Raw genomic sequence first — 14,647 nt, forward strand, 5'->3', positions numbered from 1 at the left:
AAGTGATCATCGAGGACCCGTCATGAGCGCGTCCACCGCGCCGGACACCGCCCCCGAGGCCGCCGCGCCGACCGAACCGGACCCGACCGGAACACCGGCCCCCGCCGAGACCGGCACGACGCCGACAGTCGCGAAGACCCGGCATCCCTGGCGCTGGGTGATCAGTGCCGTCGCGCTGATCCTGCTCGCCCAGTTCGCGCACGGGCTGGCCACCAATCCCGGCTGGGATTGGCCGACGTTCGCGCGGTACATCACGGCCGAGTCGGTGCTGTCGGCGCTGCGGGTCACCTTGGAGCTGACCGCGTGGGGCACGGCGCTGGGTTTTCTGCTCGGCACCGCGCTCGCGATCGCCCGGCTGTCGAACAACCCGGTGCTGCGGGTGATCGCGTGGGTCTACATCTGGGCATTCCGCTCGATCCCGCTGATCGTGCAGCTGCTGTTCTGGTTCAACATCGCCTACCTGTATCGGACCCTTTCGGTCGGCATCCCGTTCGGGCCCGCGCTGTTCACCTTCGAGGTGAACGGGGTGATCAGCGGTTTCACCGCCGCCGTGATCGGCTTGGCGCTGCATCAGGCGGCGTATTCGGCCGAGATCATCCGGGCCGGGTTCATCTCGGTGGACGCTGGTCAGCTGGAAGCCGCCGCCGCCCTGGGGATTCCACGGCTGCGGCAATTCCGCACGGTGGTGGCGCCGCAGGCGATGCGCTCGATCCTGCCGAACGCGGCCAACGAGGTGATCAGCCTGTTCAAGGGCACCTCGATCGTGTCGGTGATGGCGATCGCCGAGCTGTTCTACCAGGTCCAGGTCATCTACGGGCGCAACGGACGGGTGGTGCCGCTGCTGATGGTCGCGACGGTCTGGTACATCGTGCTCACCACGGTGCTCTCGGTGGCGCAGTACTACATCGAACGCCACTACGCCAAGGGCGCGCACCGCACGCCGCCGCCGACGCCGCTGCAACGCGCGTGGCGGAAGCTGCGCGAGGTCGCCGAGGCCGGTCCCGCCGCACCGCGCGGAGCGACCCGATGAACGCCACACCCGCCGTGCAGGTCCGCGGCGTCCGGAAATCCTTCGGCTCGCACGAAGTGTTGCGCGGCATCGATCTCACCGTGCGATCCGGCGAGGTGGTGGCCGTGATCGGCCCGTCCGGGTCGGGCAAGTCGACCCTGCTGCGCGTGGTGAACCATCTGGAGACGCTGGACGCGGGCACCGTGCACATCGACGGCGAGCTGATCGGATATCGGCTGCGCCGCGACCGCTTGCACGCGCTGCCCGACCACGCGGTGCGCAAGCAGCGCTCCCGGATCGGCTTCGTCTTCCAGCAGTTCAATCTGTTCCCGCATCTGACCGTGCTCGACAACGTCACGCTCGCACCGCTGTCCGCGCAGCGGCGCGATCGGACCGAGGTGGAGCGCGAGGCACGCCTGCTGCTGGATCGGGTCGGCATCGGACACCTGGCGGACGCGTATCCGCGCAGGCTGTCGGGCGGGCAGCAGCAGCGGGTGGCGATCGCCCGCGCGCTGGCGCTGCGCCCCCGCGTGATCCTGTTCGACGAGCCCACCTCCGCGCTGGACCCGGAACTGGTCGGCGAAGTGCTCGACGTGATCCGCGATCTGGCGCACGGCGGCACCGCGCTGGTGATCGTCACCCACGAGATCGGCTTCGCTCGTGAGGTCGCCGACACCGTGGTGTTCCTCGACGAGGGCGTCATCGTCGAGCAGGGCCCGCCCTCGGTCGTTCTCGATCATCCCGAACACCCGCGCACTCGCGCGTTCCTTTCCCGAGTCCGTTGACGAACAGGTATCCGATGAAGTTCTCCGCCCTGGTCACCGCCGCCGCGACCGCGGTCGTGCTGCTGCTGGCCACCGGCTGCACCGACCCCGAGGCGGACAGCGCCGCGCAGCCCGCCGGTTCGGTCACCTTCGACCTCTCCCCCGCCCAGTCCGGCCGCGTTCGCACCGCCAAGGTCGATGCCATCGCCGCCGAGGTGCCGAAGGCGATCCGCGACCGCGGCACGCTGGTCGTGACCGGCACGTCCGGGGCAGCGCCGCCGCTGCGGTTCTACGCCACCGACGACCGGACGGTGGTCGGCTCGGAGATCGACTTCGCCTCGCTGGTCGCCGACATCCTCGGCCTGAAACTCGACGCGCAGGTGGCCGATTGGTCGCAGAACTTCGTGCGGGTGGACTCCGGTGAGGTGGACGCGTTCATCTCCAACGTCACCGTCACCGAGGAACGCAAGGAGAAGTACGACTTCGCGACCTACCGCAAGGACAACGTCGCGCTGGAGGTGCCGATCCAGAGCAAGCTGGAATACAAGGATCGGACGAGCCTGGCGGGCAAGCGGATCGGCGTCGGCAGCGGCACCAACCAGGAGCAGCTGCTGGTGAAGTGGAACGAGCAGAACCGGGCCGAGGGCCTGCCCCCGATCGACATCGCCTACTTCCAGCAGACCACCGACTACTACCTGGCGCTGGCCTCGCAGCGGCTCGACGGCTACCTCGGCCCGAACCCGACGGCGATCTACCACGCGGCCACCGCGAAGCAGACCAGGATCGTGGGCACCTTCTCCGGCGCGGGCGAGGCGCTGCAAGGCGAGATCGCGGTGCTCACCAAGAAGGACAGCGGGCTGATCACCGCCGTGCAGCACGCGCTGGCCTACGCCATCGAGCACGGCACATATCAGCAGGTGATCGACCGTTGGGGCCTGCAGAGCGAGAAGGTCACCGAATCGCGGATCAACCCGCCCGGCCTGCCGAAGAAGCGCTGAGCCGATGACACAACCGCTCTCGACCCCGACGCTGCGCGTGCACCGCGTCGCCCAGGACGACCCCCTGGCCGCGCCCCTGCTCGCCGAACTCGCCCTCGAGTACAGCAGCCGCTACGGTCGCACGCCCGGCGAGGTGCACGCCTCGTTGCGCGAGCACCCGGCCACCGCGTTCGCGCCGCCGCACGGCGCGCTGCTGGTCGTCACCCGCGACGGAGAAGTGGTGGCGGGCGGTGCGTTCCAGCGCTACGACGCGCACACCGCGGAGCTGAAGCGGATCTGGACCTCGCGGGAGCACCGCAGGCAAGGGCTCGGGCTGTTCGTACTCGAGCAGCTGGAAGCCGAGATCGCGCGCCGCGGCTACCGGCGGATCTACCTGACCACCGGACCGCGTCAGCCCGAAGCGGTCGCCCTCTATCTCGCCGCCGGTTACCGCGCGCTCTACGACCCGGACCTGCCCGCGGAACAGATCGGGCCGCATCCCTTCGAGAAGCAGCTGCCCGCACTGGGAGCGATCGCGTGAAGTTCCTGCTGTTCACCTTGGTGACCCGGGTACCCGACCCGCGGACCGGCCGCCTGCCCGGCACCCGGGAACGCCTGCGCGACGTCGTCGGCCAGGCGCGACTGGCCGAGGAACTGGGCTACGACGGGTTCGCCGTCGGCGAGCGGCACGAGGAGCCGTTCCTGTCCGCCGCGCCGCCGGTCATCCTGTCCCACCTGGCCGCCCTCACCTCGCGGATCACGCTGTTCACCGCGGTGACCACGCTGAGCCTGCTCGACCCGGTGCGCGCCTTCGAGGACTACTCCACGCTGGACAACCTGTCCGGCGGGCGGCTCGAGCTGATCATCGGCAAGGGCAACGGCGCCGCACAGGCGCAGCTGTACCACGTCACGCCCGACGACCAGTGGGACCGCAATCGCGAAGGCTACGAACTGTTCCGCGCCCTGTGGGCCGGTGACAACGTGACCTGGTCGGGACGCTTCCGTCCGCCGCTGCGCGAGGCCAAAGCACTCCCGCGGCCGTGGCAGCCGAAGATCCGGATCTGGCACGGCAGCGCCACCAGCCGGGAATCGGTGGAACTGGCCGCGCGCCACGGTGATCCGCTGTTCTCGGCGAACGTCACCAACCCGATCGAGCCGTATGCCGAGCTGGTGCGCCACTACCGGGAACGCTGGGCGTTCCACGGCCACGACCCCGCCGACGCGCTGGTCGGCGCGGGCACCGCCGGATTCCAGGTGTCGCGCACCTCGCAGGAGGCGCTCGCGGCCTACGCGCCGATCTTCGAAGCGCGGCTGGCGCTGGCGCGCGAACGCGGGCTGCCGGTGGTGTTCGAGACCCTCGACGACTACGTGGCCCGCAGTTCGGCGCTGATCGGCAGCCCGGAGCAGGTGATCGACAAGGTCGGCCGCCAGCACGAGCGCCTCGGCCACGAGGTGATCCACCTGTCCGCCGAACGCGACGGCCGCCCCGAGCGGCAGTACCTGGACGGCCTCGAGCTGTTCCAGGCCGAGGTGGCGCCCGAATTGCGCCGCCGCATCCCCAGCCGACCGTTGGCGACCGGTGTCGCCGATACCGACCCCGACCAGGGCGAGGAACTCGCCCGCCCCGAAGTATCTGGAGTTGCCCCGTGATCCGAACCCGTCACCGAATCGTCGCGCTGGCCGGCGCGCTCGCCGCGGCCACCACCGTGGCCGCCTGCGGCAGTGATTCGGCCGCGCCCGGCGGCGACGCGGGCCCGCCCCAGCCGGGCGGTGTACTGCGCTACGGCCTGTCTCAGGCGCCGACCTGCTCGGATCCCGCCCAGGCGGGCACCAATCAGACGCTCTACGTCGCCCGGCAGATCGTGGATTCGCTGACCGACCAGGACCCGGCCACCGGCGAGCTGAAGCCGTGGCTGGCGCAGAGCTGGGAGACGAGCCCCGACGCGAAAGTCTTCACCTTCCACCTCGTCGACGGCGTCACCTTCAGCGACGGCACGCCGCTCACCGCCGAATCGGTGCGCAACACGTTCGATTCGGTCGTGAAGATCGGCTCGGGCAAGGCGCCGCTGGGCAGCAGCTACCTCACCGGCTACGTCGGGACCACGGCCGTGGACCGGCTCACCGCCCGGGTCGAGTTCAGCAAGCCCAACGCACCGTTCCTGCAAGCGTCCTCGACCGCGGCGCTCGGCATCCTGGCCGACGTGACCACGGCCAAGCCTGCCGAGCAGCGCTGCCTCGGCGACAACGTCGGCAGTGGACCGTTCACCTACGCGGCCTACCGCCAGGACGCCGCGGTGACGCTGGCCAAACGGACCGGCTACCACTGGGGTTCGGCGGTGTTCGCCCATCGGGGCGAGGCCTACCTGGACAAGATCGAGTTCACCGTGGTGCCCGAATCCGGCGTCCGCACCGGCAGTCTCGCCTCCGGGCAGCTGGACGCGATCAGCGACGCGCTGCCGCAGGACGCTCCGCAGATCGAGGCGGCGGGTGGCCGGGTGCTCAGCACCGCCAACCCGGGTGTGCCGTTCGGCTTGCAGCTCAACGTCACCAGAGGTCCGTTGCGCGATCCGGCGGTTCGCCGGGCCCTGCTGCCCGCCATCGATCGCAAGCAACTGGTCGACACCGTGCTCGGCCCCCAGTTCAAGCCCGCCACCAGCACGCTCGCCAGCACCACACCCGGCTACACCGACCTCTCCGCGCGTCTGGCCTACGACCCGGCGAAGACGCGCACGCTCCTGGATCAGGCCGGGTGGCTGCCCGGCGCGGACGGCGTCCGGGCGAAAAACGGCGAGCGGTTGTCGTTCTCGGTGCTGTTCAGCCAGGTGTTCGCGGGCAACCAAGCGATTCTCGAACTGGTGCAGCAGCAGTTGCGGCAGGTCGGCGTCGAGCTGAAGCTGGACCTGGTGTCGTCGGCGGAGGCCACGGCGCGCCAGAGCAGCAAGGATTTCGATTCCTTCTACGGCAACACCACCCGCGCCGACGGTGACATTCTGCGCACCACCTTCGGCCTCGAAGGGCGCAATCTCAACGCGCGCGGCCCCGTCCCCGCGTTGGACGACGCGCTGAACGGGCAGGTCAGCACCGTCGACGCCGCGACACGCAACGGGCTCATCCGCACCGCGCAGGAACAGGTGCTCGACGCCGGACTGCAGCTCCCGACCGTCGAGCTGTCCCAGGCGATCGGCGCGAGCGCGAACACGCGCGATCTGAAGTTCGAAGCCTCCGCCCGATTGCAGTTCTTCGACACCTGGCTGAGCGGACGATAGTCATGGCGCGCTATCTGGCCCTGCGGGCACTGCAGGCGATCTGGGTGCTGTGGGCGGCGTTCACGCTGTCGTTCGTTGTGCTGTACCTGCTGCCCGCCGACCCGATCTCGATCGCGGCCGACGGCGGCGGCGCAGGCACGCCGGTGGACAAGGCCGCCATCGCCGAGATGCAGGCCCGCTACGGGCTGGATCGGCCGCTGTGGGAACAGTATTCGACCGCGCTCGGGCACGCCGTGCGCGGCGACCTCGGGCATTCCATCGCGACCGGGCAGCCGGTCACCGGCGCGATCGGTGACGCGCTGCCCGCCACGCTCGAATTGACCGGCACCGCATTGCTCTTCGCGGTCGTGGGCGGCGTCGCGCTGGCGTTCGCGGCCACCCAGACCCGGCGGCCGTGGCTGCGCAACGCCTTGGCCGCGCTGCCGTCACTCGGCGTCTCGGTGCCGACCTTCTGGACCGGACTGCTACTGCTGCAAGTGTTCTCGTTCCAATTGCGGCTGGCTCCGGCATTCGGCGGACACGGTTTCGCCGGCACGGTGCTGCCCGCCCTCACCCTGGCCCTGCCGATCGGCGCGGTCATCGCACAAGTGCTCACCGCCGGGTTGGAGACGACCTGGCGTCAGCCGTTCGTCGACGTGGCCCTGGCCAAGGGTGGGTCGCGCTGGTGGGTGCGGCGCACGCACGTGCTGCGCCCGGCCAGTGTGCCCGCGTTCACCATCGCGGGGGTCCTGGTCGGCAACATGCTCGCCGGATCGGTGGTGGTGGAGACGGTCTTCGCCCGCCAAGGCGTCGGGCGGCTGACCCAGACCGCGGTGCTGGCGCAGGACATCCCGGTGGTGCAGGGCATCGTGCTGCTCACCTCGGTGGTGTTCGTCAGCGTGAATCTGGCGGTGGACCTGCTGTATCCGCTGCTCGACCCGCGCATCGCCGCCCGCTCTCGCGGTGTGCGCGGCGAGTCCGAGCAGACCGCCGCCGACACCGCCGAGGAGGCGATCGTCCGTGCCTGACCCCGCTCCCGTCATTCGTACCGCCGGGCTCCTGCTCGGCGCACCACTCGCCGAGGGGGTACGGACTCGTGGTTGACGTCACCGAGGAACAGCGCGCAGCGGTGCTGACCGGTCTGCGACGACCGGCCGTGCGGTGGAAGACTCTGCGCGGCAACGCCGGACTGCTGGTGGCGGGCGCCGTCGCGCTGCTCGCCGTCGGGTGGGCGGTGGCGCCCTCGGTCTTCGCCGGTGGCGACCCGCTGACCGGCGTGCCCGCGCAGAAGTTGCAGAGCCCCAGCGCTCGACACTGGTTCGGCACCGACAATCTCGGGCGCGATCTGTACACCCGGATGGTGCACGGCGCCGGGCTCTCGCTGACCGCCACCCTGGCCGCGGTGGGCATCGCGCTGGTCGCCGGGGCGCTGCTCGGGCTGTTGTCCGGCGCGGTCGGCGGCGTGGTGGACGCCGTCGTCATGCGGCTGGTCGACGTGCTGCTGTCGGTGCCCTCGCTGCTGCTGTCGCTCGCGCTGGTCACCGCGCTCGGCTTCGGCACCCGCAACGTGGCGCTGGCGGTGGGCATTTCGCTGGTGGCCAACTTCGCCCGCGTGATGCGATCGGAAGTGCTGCGGGTGCGCCAGGCGGTGTACGTGGAGGCCGCCCACGCCGCGGGCGCGCGCTGGTACACGGTGCTGGCCAGGCACGTGCTGCCCAATTCCATCCAGCCCGTACTCGCCTTGGCCGCGGTGGAATTCGGCATGGCGGTGCTGGCCGTGTCGGCGCTGAGCTTCCTCGGCTACGGCGCGAAGCCGCCCACGCCCGAGTGGGGCACGCTGATCTCCGAGGGCCGCAACTATCTCGCGACCGCGTGGTGGATGACCACCCTCCCCGGTCTCGTCATCATCGCCGTCGTGCTCGCCGCGCAACGCCTCGGCCGCGCGATCGGGAAGGGAGAACGCGCGTGAGCGCCCCCGAATCTCCACTGCTGCACGTCGAGGACCTGCGGGTTCGTTACCGCTCGGACACCGGCCCGGTCACCGCGCTCGACGGTGTGTCACTCACCGTGGCCCGCGGCGAGGTGGTGGCGCTGGTCGGCGAGTCCGGTTCCGGCAAGTCGACGCTCGCCCACGCCGTGATCGGCCTGCTCGGCGCGAACGCCGAGATCGCGGGCGGCACCGTGACCTTCGACGGCGCCGTGGTCGACACCGGCTCCGAACGCGCGCTGCGGCGGCTGCGGGGAGCGCGCATCGGCTTCGTCCCGCAGGACCCCGGGCTGTCGCTGAATCCGGTCCGGCGAATCGGCGACCAAGTGGCCGAATCGCTGCTGGTACACGGACTGGCCGACCGCAAAGCGGCCCGGGCGCGGGCGATCGAGCTGCTGACCGACGCCGGACTGGACCGGCCCGAACTACGGGCCACCCAGTACCCGCACGAGCTTTCCGGCGGGCAGCGCCAGCGGGTGCTGATCGCCTCGGCGCTGGCCTGCGCACCGGACCTGGTCATCGCCGACGAGCCGACCAGCGCGCTCGACGCGACCGTCGCGCGCCGGGTACTGGATCGGCTCGCCGAGCAGATCGCGGCGCGCGGCACGGCGGTGCTGCTGATCACCCACGATCTGGCCGTCGCCGCCGAACGCGCGGACCGTCTGGTCGTGCTCAACGGCGGCGAGGTGGTGGAAAGCGGCGCCACCGCCGAACTGCTGGCCACGCCGCACCACCCGTACACCAAGCGCCTGCTCGCCGCCTCACCCAGCCTCGCGCCCGCCGACGGCTACCGCGAGCCCAAGCCCAGGACGGGCGAGCCCCTACTGGTCTTGCGCGAGGTGCACAAGACCTTCCGGTCGCACGGGGGCGACAGCGTGACGGCGGTGGCCGGGGTCGGTTTCGAACTCGGTCGCGGCGAGACCCTCTCGCTGGTCGGCGAATCCGGATCGGGCAAGTCCACCACCGCGCGGATCGCGCTGCGGCTCACCGAACCCGACCGCGGCGAGGTCACCTTCGACGGGCAGTCGCTGTCGCGGGCCCGGGGGTCGCGGCTGCGCGCACTGCGCAAACGCTTCCAGGTGGTGTACCAGAACCCCTACGCCTCACTGGATCCGCGTTGGCGGGTCGGTGCGATCGTCGAGGAACCGTTGCGCGCGTTCGGCGTCGGGAACCGCGCGCAGCGCCGCGACCGCGTGGCGGAACTGCTCGCGCAGGTCGCGCTCCCGCCCGGTTTCGCCCAGCGCAGGCCCGCCGAGTTGTCCGGAGGACAGCGTCAGCGCGTCGCCATCGCCCGGGCGCTGGCGCTGCATCCGGAACTGCTGGTGCTCGACGAACCGGTCTCCGCGCTGGACGCCTCGGTGCAGGCGCAGATTCTCGAATTGCTCGACCAGCTGCAGGCCGAGTTGTCGCTGAGCTACCTGTTCATCTCGCACGATCTGGCTGTGGTGCGCCGCATCAGCGATCACGTCGCGGTGCTGCGGCACGGCCGCATCGTCGAATCCGGCCGCACCGCCGAGATCTTCGGCGATCCGCGACACAAGTACACCCGTGAACTGTTGTCGGCCATACCGGCGCCCGCCCTGGCGAAAGGCGTGTCCTGATGCCGAATCCGACCTACCGCCACAGCCGCGTGCTGAACCGGCGGCGCTGGGCTCCGTGCCGCAGCCGCCCGGAACCCGCCGTCTCGTCCTCCGCGATTACCCCTCCCCGCTCACCGGAGCCCACTACCGGCCACAAGCCGAGCACGTGGTGGCACCGACCGAAAAGGATCGCCCTGATGGTGTACTCCGCCTTCAACCGGAAGCCCGACGCCGACGCCGAACCGGCCGCCGCGCCGGACGTTCCAGCCGACCCCGCCGCCTTCGAAGCCGACCCGGCCCGCTGGTGGCGCACCCGCCTGCGCGCCCCGCGCGCCGCCGAGATCGCCGGTAACGCGCGGGTACACGCGGTCGCACCGGTCCGCGCCGAGCGGGACCGCCGCGTCGTCCGCTCCTCGCCCGGCATACGCGCCGCGCTGTGGCAGCAGGCGTTGTTCTCGGCCCCCGACGTCGCGGGAGCGGGCACGCACCCGGCGCTGCGGCAGCAGATCGACGCGGAGGGCACGGCCTGATGACGGATTCCGGCCTCTTCCTCGCCGTCGAGGCGGCGGGGACCGGCGCGCACCCCGCGTCCTGGCGGCGTGCCGACTCACGCGCCGAAGACCTGTTCACCGGGCGGTACTGGGTCGATCTGATCGTCGCGGCCGAGCAGGCGGGCGTCGACGCGGTGTTCCTGCCCGACTCGTTCGGCTTGCAGCCCGGCGGCCCCGGCGCCACCCGGGGCAGGCTCGACGCGGTCGCGATCGCCGCCCGCGTAGCCGCCGCCACTCACCGCGTCGGCCTGATCCCGCAGGCGCCGGTCACCCACACCGAGCCGTTCCATCTGGCGAAGGCGTTCCAGAGCCTGGATTTCGCCACGCTCGGCCGGGCGGGCTGGGAGGTCACCGTTTCCGAAGGAGACGAGCAGGCGCGGGCGTTCGGACGCAAACCGGCACAGGAGGCGGCCGCGCTGTGGCACGAGGCCGACGAGGCGATCGAGGTCGTCACCCGGCTGTGGGACAGCTGGGAGGACGACGCGGAGATCCGCGACGCCGCGACCGGCCGCTTCGTCGACCGGGACAAACTGCACTACATCGACTTCACCGGCGACCACTTCGCGGTGAAGGGGCCATCGATCACTCCGCGCTCGCCCCAGGGTCAGCCGATCGTCGCGGTGCGCGCGGACGGCGCGGCCGACACCGAGGTCGCGCTGCGCCGCGCCGACCTGGTCCGGATCGACGCGGCGGATCTCGACGCGGCGCGAGCGCGGCGCACCGAAGTGCGTGCTGCGCTGACGGCCGCGGGACGCGACCCCGACAGCGTGCAGGTGCTGCTTGATCTGGACATCCATCTGGCGGACTCCCTGGACACGGCACGTGTGGACGTCCACACTCTGGACAGCTGGGCCGACCCGGTCCGCACCCCCGCGCCGACCGCCCTGCGCCACGTCGGGACCACCGCGACGCTGCGTGAACTGCTCGCGGACGTGGCCGCCGCCGAGGCCGCCGACGGCGTGGTCCTGCGCCCCCTCGCGCTTCCCTCCGCCGTGCGCCAGCTGTCCGCACTGGACCGGAAACCGCAGCCCGCCAGCACTTTACGCGCTCGCCTCGGCCTGCCCCGCCCGGCGAGCCGCTACGCCACCAGCACGGAAGGCACGCCGTCGTGATCGACAAGCCCCGCAAGCCCGTCCACCTCGCCGCCCACTTCCCCGGCGTGAACAACACCACCGTCTGGAGCGATCCCGAGTCGGGCAGCCAGATCGATTTCGCGTCGTTCGAGCATCTGGCGCGTACCGCCGAGCGCGGCCTGTTCGACTTCTTCTTCCTCGCCGAAGGGCTGCGTCTGCGCGAACATCTCGGCCGCATCCACGATCTGGACGTCGTGGGCAGGCCGGACACCTTCACCGTGCTCAACGCGCTGGCCGGGGTGACCGAGAAGCTGGGGCTCGCGGGCACCATCAACAGCACCTACAACGAACCGTTCGAGCTGGCCAAGCAATTCGCCTCGCTCGACCACCTCTCCGGCGGGCGCGCGGCCTGGAACGTCGTGACCTCCTCCGACGCGTTCACCGGTGCCAACTTCCGGCGCGGCGGCTATCTCGAGCACGGGCAGCGCTACCGCCGCGCGGCCGAGACCGTCGAGGTGACCCGGGCGTTGTGGGACAGTTGGGCCGCGGACTCCCTGGTCGTCGATCGGGAGGCCGGGGTGTTCGCCCGCGACATCCCGGAAACCCGGCATCGCGGAACGCAATTCGACATCGCCGCCCGATTCGTGCTCCCGCCGAGCCCGCAAGGCCACCCGGTGCTGCTGCAGGCGGGCGACTCCGACGACGGCCGGGAATTCGGCGCGGCCACGGCCGACGCGATCTTCACCGGCCACGGCACACTGGCGGACGGGCAGCGCTTCTACGCCGATCTCAAAGGCCGCCTGGCCAAATACGGGCGCACCCCCGACGAGCTGAAGATCCTCCCGGCCGCCACCTTCGTCCTCGGAGACACCGAGGCCGAAGCCGAGGAGCGCGCCCGGCACATCCGCCTGCAGCAGGTCGGTCCGCAGACCGCGATCGCCTTCCTCGAGCAGGTCTGGGGCCGCGACCTCTCCGGCTACGACCCGGACGGCCCGCTGCCGGACGTCGAGCCCGCCGACGACGTCACCGTCACCCGCGGCCGCGTACGGCACGCCAAGGACCCCCGGGCGGTCGCCGAGGCTTGGCGGGCCAAGGCGGAAGCGGGCGGGCTCAGCATCCGGGAGCTGATCATCGAGGTCACCGCGCGCCAGCAGTTCATCGGCACGCCCGCGTCGGTCGCCGAGCAGATCGACACCTATGTGCAATCCGACGCCGCCGACGGATTCATCCTGGTCCCGCACCTCACCCCGCACGGGCTCGACGAGTTCGTCGACCGGGTCGTCCCGGAACTCCAGGAGCGCGGCAGCTTCCGCACCGAGTACGCCGGAACCACCTTGCGCGACCACCTCGGCCTGCGCCATCCCCACCGTCGCACCACCGCCCACGAAGGAGCCATAGCGTCATGACCACCAGCATCACCAGCGTTTTCGAGACCGAGTGGGCGCGCTGGCACCACGCGCGCGAGGACCAGTTGCGCGACCCGCTCGGCTTTCTCAGCCTGACCGGGCTGCACTGGCTCACCGACCGCCCCGAGCGGCTGCCGGATGTCCCCGGCACCTGGTGGGTCACCGACGAGAAGGTGTTCATCACCGCCCAGCCCGCCGACCGGCTGGAGTACGACGGGCTCGGCATCGCCGGCGTGCAGATCGTCACCCCCGCCGAAGGCGCGCCCGGACTGCACGTCCGGCAGGAGCGCCGGGTGCTCGAGGTGATCCGCCGCACAGGTCGCTACGCCGTCCGGGTGCACGACCCGGCCTCCCCCGCCCTGCTCACCTTCGACGGCATCCCGTCGTATCGACCCGATCCACGCTGGGTGCTCTCCGGGCGGTTCACCCCGTTCGAGGAACAGCGGACCGTGGTCACCGGCGCGGTGATCGAGGGACTCGAACACCACCACAGCGCCGCGGGCACCATCGAATTCCGCATCGGCGAGGTGACCGAACGGGTCGTCGCGTTCGGCGACCGGAACGACCTGCGTGTGCTGTTCACCGACGCGACCAGCGGTGTGACGACCTACCCGGCCGCACGGTCACTGACCGTGGGCGCACCGGAGGCGGACGGCACGGTGGTGCTGGACTTCAACCGCGCGGCGAATCTGCCGTGCGCGTTCACCGATTTCGCGACCTGCCCGGTGGCGCCCGCGCAGAATCGGCTGCGCGTGGCCATCGAAGCGGGCGAGCAGGATCCGCGGCAGGGGCGTGCGGCATGAGCGGGTCCGTTCCCCTATCGATCCTGGACCTGTCCCCGATCAGCGCGGGCTCCACCGCGCAGCAGGCGCTGCGCAACACCGTCGATCTGGCCCAGCACGCCGAACAGTGGGGCTACCACCGGTACTGGCTGGCCGAGCACCACTTCGTCAGGGTGGCCAGTTCCTCCTCGATCACCCTGATCGGCTTGGTCGCCGCGGCCACCAAGCGCATCCGCGTGGGTTCGGCGGCCGTGCAGGTGGGTCATCACACCTCGGCCTCGATCGTGGAAGCGTTCGGCACGATCGACGCGCTGTACCCGGGCCGGCTCGACCTGGGGCTGGGCCGGTCGGGTCATCGGCGCAGCCAGTTCGGGGCCGAAGCCGGGCGCAACAAGGGCGGTAAACCGGTGGTCGACGCGGTGACGGGGCGCACCGAGATCCGCGACGGCGTGGTCGTTCCGCCGCCGTTCGACCCGGGCCGCATCCTGGACCGGTCGAAATTCATCGCCTCGGTGGGCGCGTTGCAGCAGCGCGGCGCGGAGCCGCTGGATTTCGCCGAGCAGATCGGCGAGGTGCGCGCCCTGTTGGCCGGTAGTTTCGTCAGCCCGGAAGGCGTTGCGCTGCACGCTGTTCCCGGTGAGAACGCACAGGTGCGGCTGTGGCTGTTCGGCAGTACCGGCGGCGAGAGCGCGGAGCTAGCCGGGCGGCTGGGGCTGCCGTTCGCCGCGGCCTATCACGTCTCGCCGGGCACCGCGCTGGACGCGATCGAGGCGTATCGCGCGGCGTTCCGCCCGTCCGCCGACTCGGCCGAGCCGTACGTGGTGATCTCCGCGGACGTGGTCGTGGCCGAGGACGACGCGACCGCACAGCGGCTGGCCGCCAGTTACGGTCACTGGGTGCACAGCATCCGCAGCGGGGCGGGCGCGGCCGACTATCCCGATCCGGCGACCATCGCGCCGCTCACCGCGGAGCAGCGGCGTCTGGTCGACGACCGCCTTGCCACCCAGTTCGTGGGATCACCCGGCACGGTCGCGGAACGGCTCGCCGCGCTGCAACGCGTCAGCGGGGCGGACGAGTTGCTCGTCACCACGATCACTCATCAGCACGCCGATCGCCTGGAATCGTATCGGCTGCTCGCCGAGGCATGGGGACTGCGCGCGGCTCGCGCCGCCTGACCGGGGCCCTAGCCGGTGCGTCCTCGTGCGCACCGGCAGACTCCGGGATCATCTCGCCCGGGTTCCGTCGATCGGCGTCCGGCCCGGCCGCACCGGCA

The 14,647-nt window shown here is 71.2% G+C and carries 14 protein-coding genes; all 14 read left to right on the top strand.

Annotation, left to right across the window (positions count from 1 at the left end):
- Window positions 1–22 precede the first annotated feature (22 nt).
- Window positions 23–1,030: an ABC transporter permease subunit gene (locus ACIA5H_RS00220; protein WP_397072795.1), complete on the top strand. Its 1,008-nt coding sequence runs from the start codon at window positions 23–25 to the stop codon at window positions 1,028–1,030.
- Window positions 1,027–1,794 (top strand): amino acid ABC transporter ATP-binding protein, encoded by a 768-nt coding sequence (locus ACIA5H_RS00225; protein ID WP_379253081.1) that lies wholly within the window; start codon window positions 1,027–1,029, stop codon window positions 1,792–1,794. Before ACIA5H_RS00220 ends, ACIA5H_RS00225 begins: the two co-directional genes overlap by 4 nt.
- Before the next feature lie 14 nt (window positions 1,795–1,808).
- The gene (locus ACIA5H_RS00230) at window positions 1,809–2,771 is read left to right on the top strand and encodes an ABC transporter substrate-binding protein (protein WP_379253080.1); all 963 of its coding nucleotides are present in this window, start codon (window positions 1,809–1,811) and stop codon (window positions 2,769–2,771) included.
- Between the two features lie 4 nt (window positions 2,772–2,775).
- A complete protein-coding gene (locus tag ACIA5H_RS00235; RefSeq protein ID WP_379253079.1) occupies window positions 2,776–3,291 on the top strand; it encodes a GNAT family N-acetyltransferase in 516 nt (171 codons plus the stop codon).
- Window positions 3,288–4,400, top strand: coding sequence for an LLM class flavin-dependent oxidoreductase (locus ACIA5H_RS00240; protein ID WP_397072799.1), 1,113 nt, complete (start codon window positions 3,288–3,290; stop codon window positions 4,398–4,400). The genes ACIA5H_RS00235 and ACIA5H_RS00240 overlap by 4 nt, the downstream gene beginning before the upstream one ends.
- Window positions 4,397–6,016, top strand: coding sequence for an ABC transporter substrate-binding protein (locus ACIA5H_RS00245; RefSeq protein WP_356965182.1), 1,620 nt, complete (start codon window positions 4,397–4,399; stop codon window positions 6,014–6,016). The genes ACIA5H_RS00240 and ACIA5H_RS00245 overlap by 4 nt, the downstream gene beginning before the upstream one ends.
- A 2-nt stretch (window positions 6,017–6,018) precedes the next feature.
- Window positions 6,019–7,023, top strand: coding sequence for an ABC transporter permease (locus ACIA5H_RS00250; protein ID WP_355079611.1), 1,005 nt, complete (start codon window positions 6,019–6,021; stop codon window positions 7,021–7,023).
- 143 nt (window positions 7,024–7,166) lie between these two features.
- Entirely contained in the window at window positions 7,167–7,964 is a 798-nt protein-coding gene (locus ACIA5H_RS00255; protein WP_379253118.1) for an ABC transporter permease, read from the top strand.
- Window positions 7,961–9,583, top strand: a complete 1,623-nt coding sequence (locus tag ACIA5H_RS00260; RefSeq protein WP_397072802.1) for a dipeptide ABC transporter ATP-binding protein — start codon at window positions 7,961–7,963, stop codon at window positions 9,581–9,583. Before ACIA5H_RS00255 ends, ACIA5H_RS00260 begins: the two co-directional genes overlap by 4 nt.
- A 176-nt stretch (window positions 9,584–9,759) precedes the next feature.
- A complete protein-coding gene (locus ACIA5H_RS00265) occupies window positions 9,760–10,092 on the top strand; it encodes a hypothetical protein (RefSeq protein ID WP_379253075.1) in 333 nt (110 codons plus the stop codon).
- Complete coding sequence (locus ACIA5H_RS00270) at window positions 10,092–11,225, top strand: LLM class flavin-dependent oxidoreductase (protein ID WP_397072804.1); 1,134 nt, start codon at window positions 10,092–10,094, stop codon at window positions 11,223–11,225. The genes ACIA5H_RS00265 and ACIA5H_RS00270 overlap by 1 nt, the downstream gene beginning before the upstream one ends.
- Window positions 11,225–12,592, top strand: coding sequence for an NtaA/DmoA family FMN-dependent monooxygenase (locus tag ACIA5H_RS00275; RefSeq protein WP_397073397.1), 1,368 nt, complete (start codon window positions 11,225–11,227; stop codon window positions 12,590–12,592). The genes ACIA5H_RS00270 and ACIA5H_RS00275 overlap by 1 nt, the downstream gene beginning before the upstream one ends.
- The gene (locus ACIA5H_RS00280; RefSeq protein WP_379253072.1) at window positions 12,589–13,395 is read left to right on the top strand and encodes a DUF1684 domain-containing protein; all 807 of its coding nucleotides are present in this window, start codon (window positions 12,589–12,591) and stop codon (window positions 13,393–13,395) included. Before ACIA5H_RS00275 ends, ACIA5H_RS00280 begins: the two co-directional genes overlap by 4 nt.
- The gene (locus ACIA5H_RS00285; RefSeq protein ID WP_355079600.1) at window positions 13,392–14,549 is read left to right on the top strand and encodes an LLM class flavin-dependent oxidoreductase; all 1,158 of its coding nucleotides are present in this window, start codon (window positions 13,392–13,394) and stop codon (window positions 14,547–14,549) included. The genes ACIA5H_RS00280 and ACIA5H_RS00285 overlap by 4 nt, the downstream gene beginning before the upstream one ends.
- The last annotated feature ends 98 nt before the right edge of the window (window positions 14,550–14,647 follow it).

It is taken from the genome of Nocardia sp. NPDC051900 (assembly GCF_044452545.1).
GTDB classification, from domain to species: domain Bacteria; phylum Actinomycetota; class Actinomycetes; order Mycobacteriales; family Mycobacteriaceae; genus Nocardia; species Nocardia sichangensis.

What these genes read in the sequence shown, in the direction of transcription:
- ACIA5H_RS00225 (WP_379253081.1), top strand. Translation starts at nt 1,027, where the DNA reads ATGAACGCCACACCCGCCGTGCAGGTCCGCGGCGTCCGGAAATCCTTC.
- ACIA5H_RS00265 (WP_379253075.1), top strand. Translation starts at nt 9,760, where the DNA reads ATGGTGTACTCCGCCTTCAACCGGAAGCCCGACGCCGACGCCGAACCG.
- ACIA5H_RS00285 (WP_355079600.1), top strand. Translation starts at nt 13,392, where the DNA reads ATGAGCGGGTCCGTTCCCCTATCGATCCTGGACCTGTCCCCGATCAGC.
- ACIA5H_RS00280 (WP_379253072.1), top strand. Translation starts at nt 12,589, where the DNA reads ATGACCACCAGCATCACCAGCGTTTTCGAGACCGAGTGGGCGCGCTGG.
- ACIA5H_RS00230 (WP_379253080.1), top strand. Translation starts at nt 1,809, where the DNA reads ATGAAGTTCTCCGCCCTGGTCACCGCCGCCGCGACCGCGGTCGTGCTG.
- ACIA5H_RS00235 (WP_379253079.1), top strand. Translation starts at nt 2,776, where the DNA reads ATGACACAACCGCTCTCGACCCCGACGCTGCGCGTGCACCGCGTCGCC.
- ACIA5H_RS00220 (WP_397072795.1), top strand. Translation starts at nt 23, where the DNA reads ATGAGCGCGTCCACCGCGCCGGACACCGCCCCCGAGGCCGCCGCGCCG.
- ACIA5H_RS00250 (WP_355079611.1), top strand. Translation starts at nt 6,019, where the DNA reads ATGGCGCGCTATCTGGCCCTGCGGGCACTGCAGGCGATCTGGGTGCTG.
- ACIA5H_RS00270 (WP_397072804.1), top strand. Translation starts at nt 10,092, where the DNA reads ATGACGGATTCCGGCCTCTTCCTCGCCGTCGAGGCGGCGGGGACCGGC.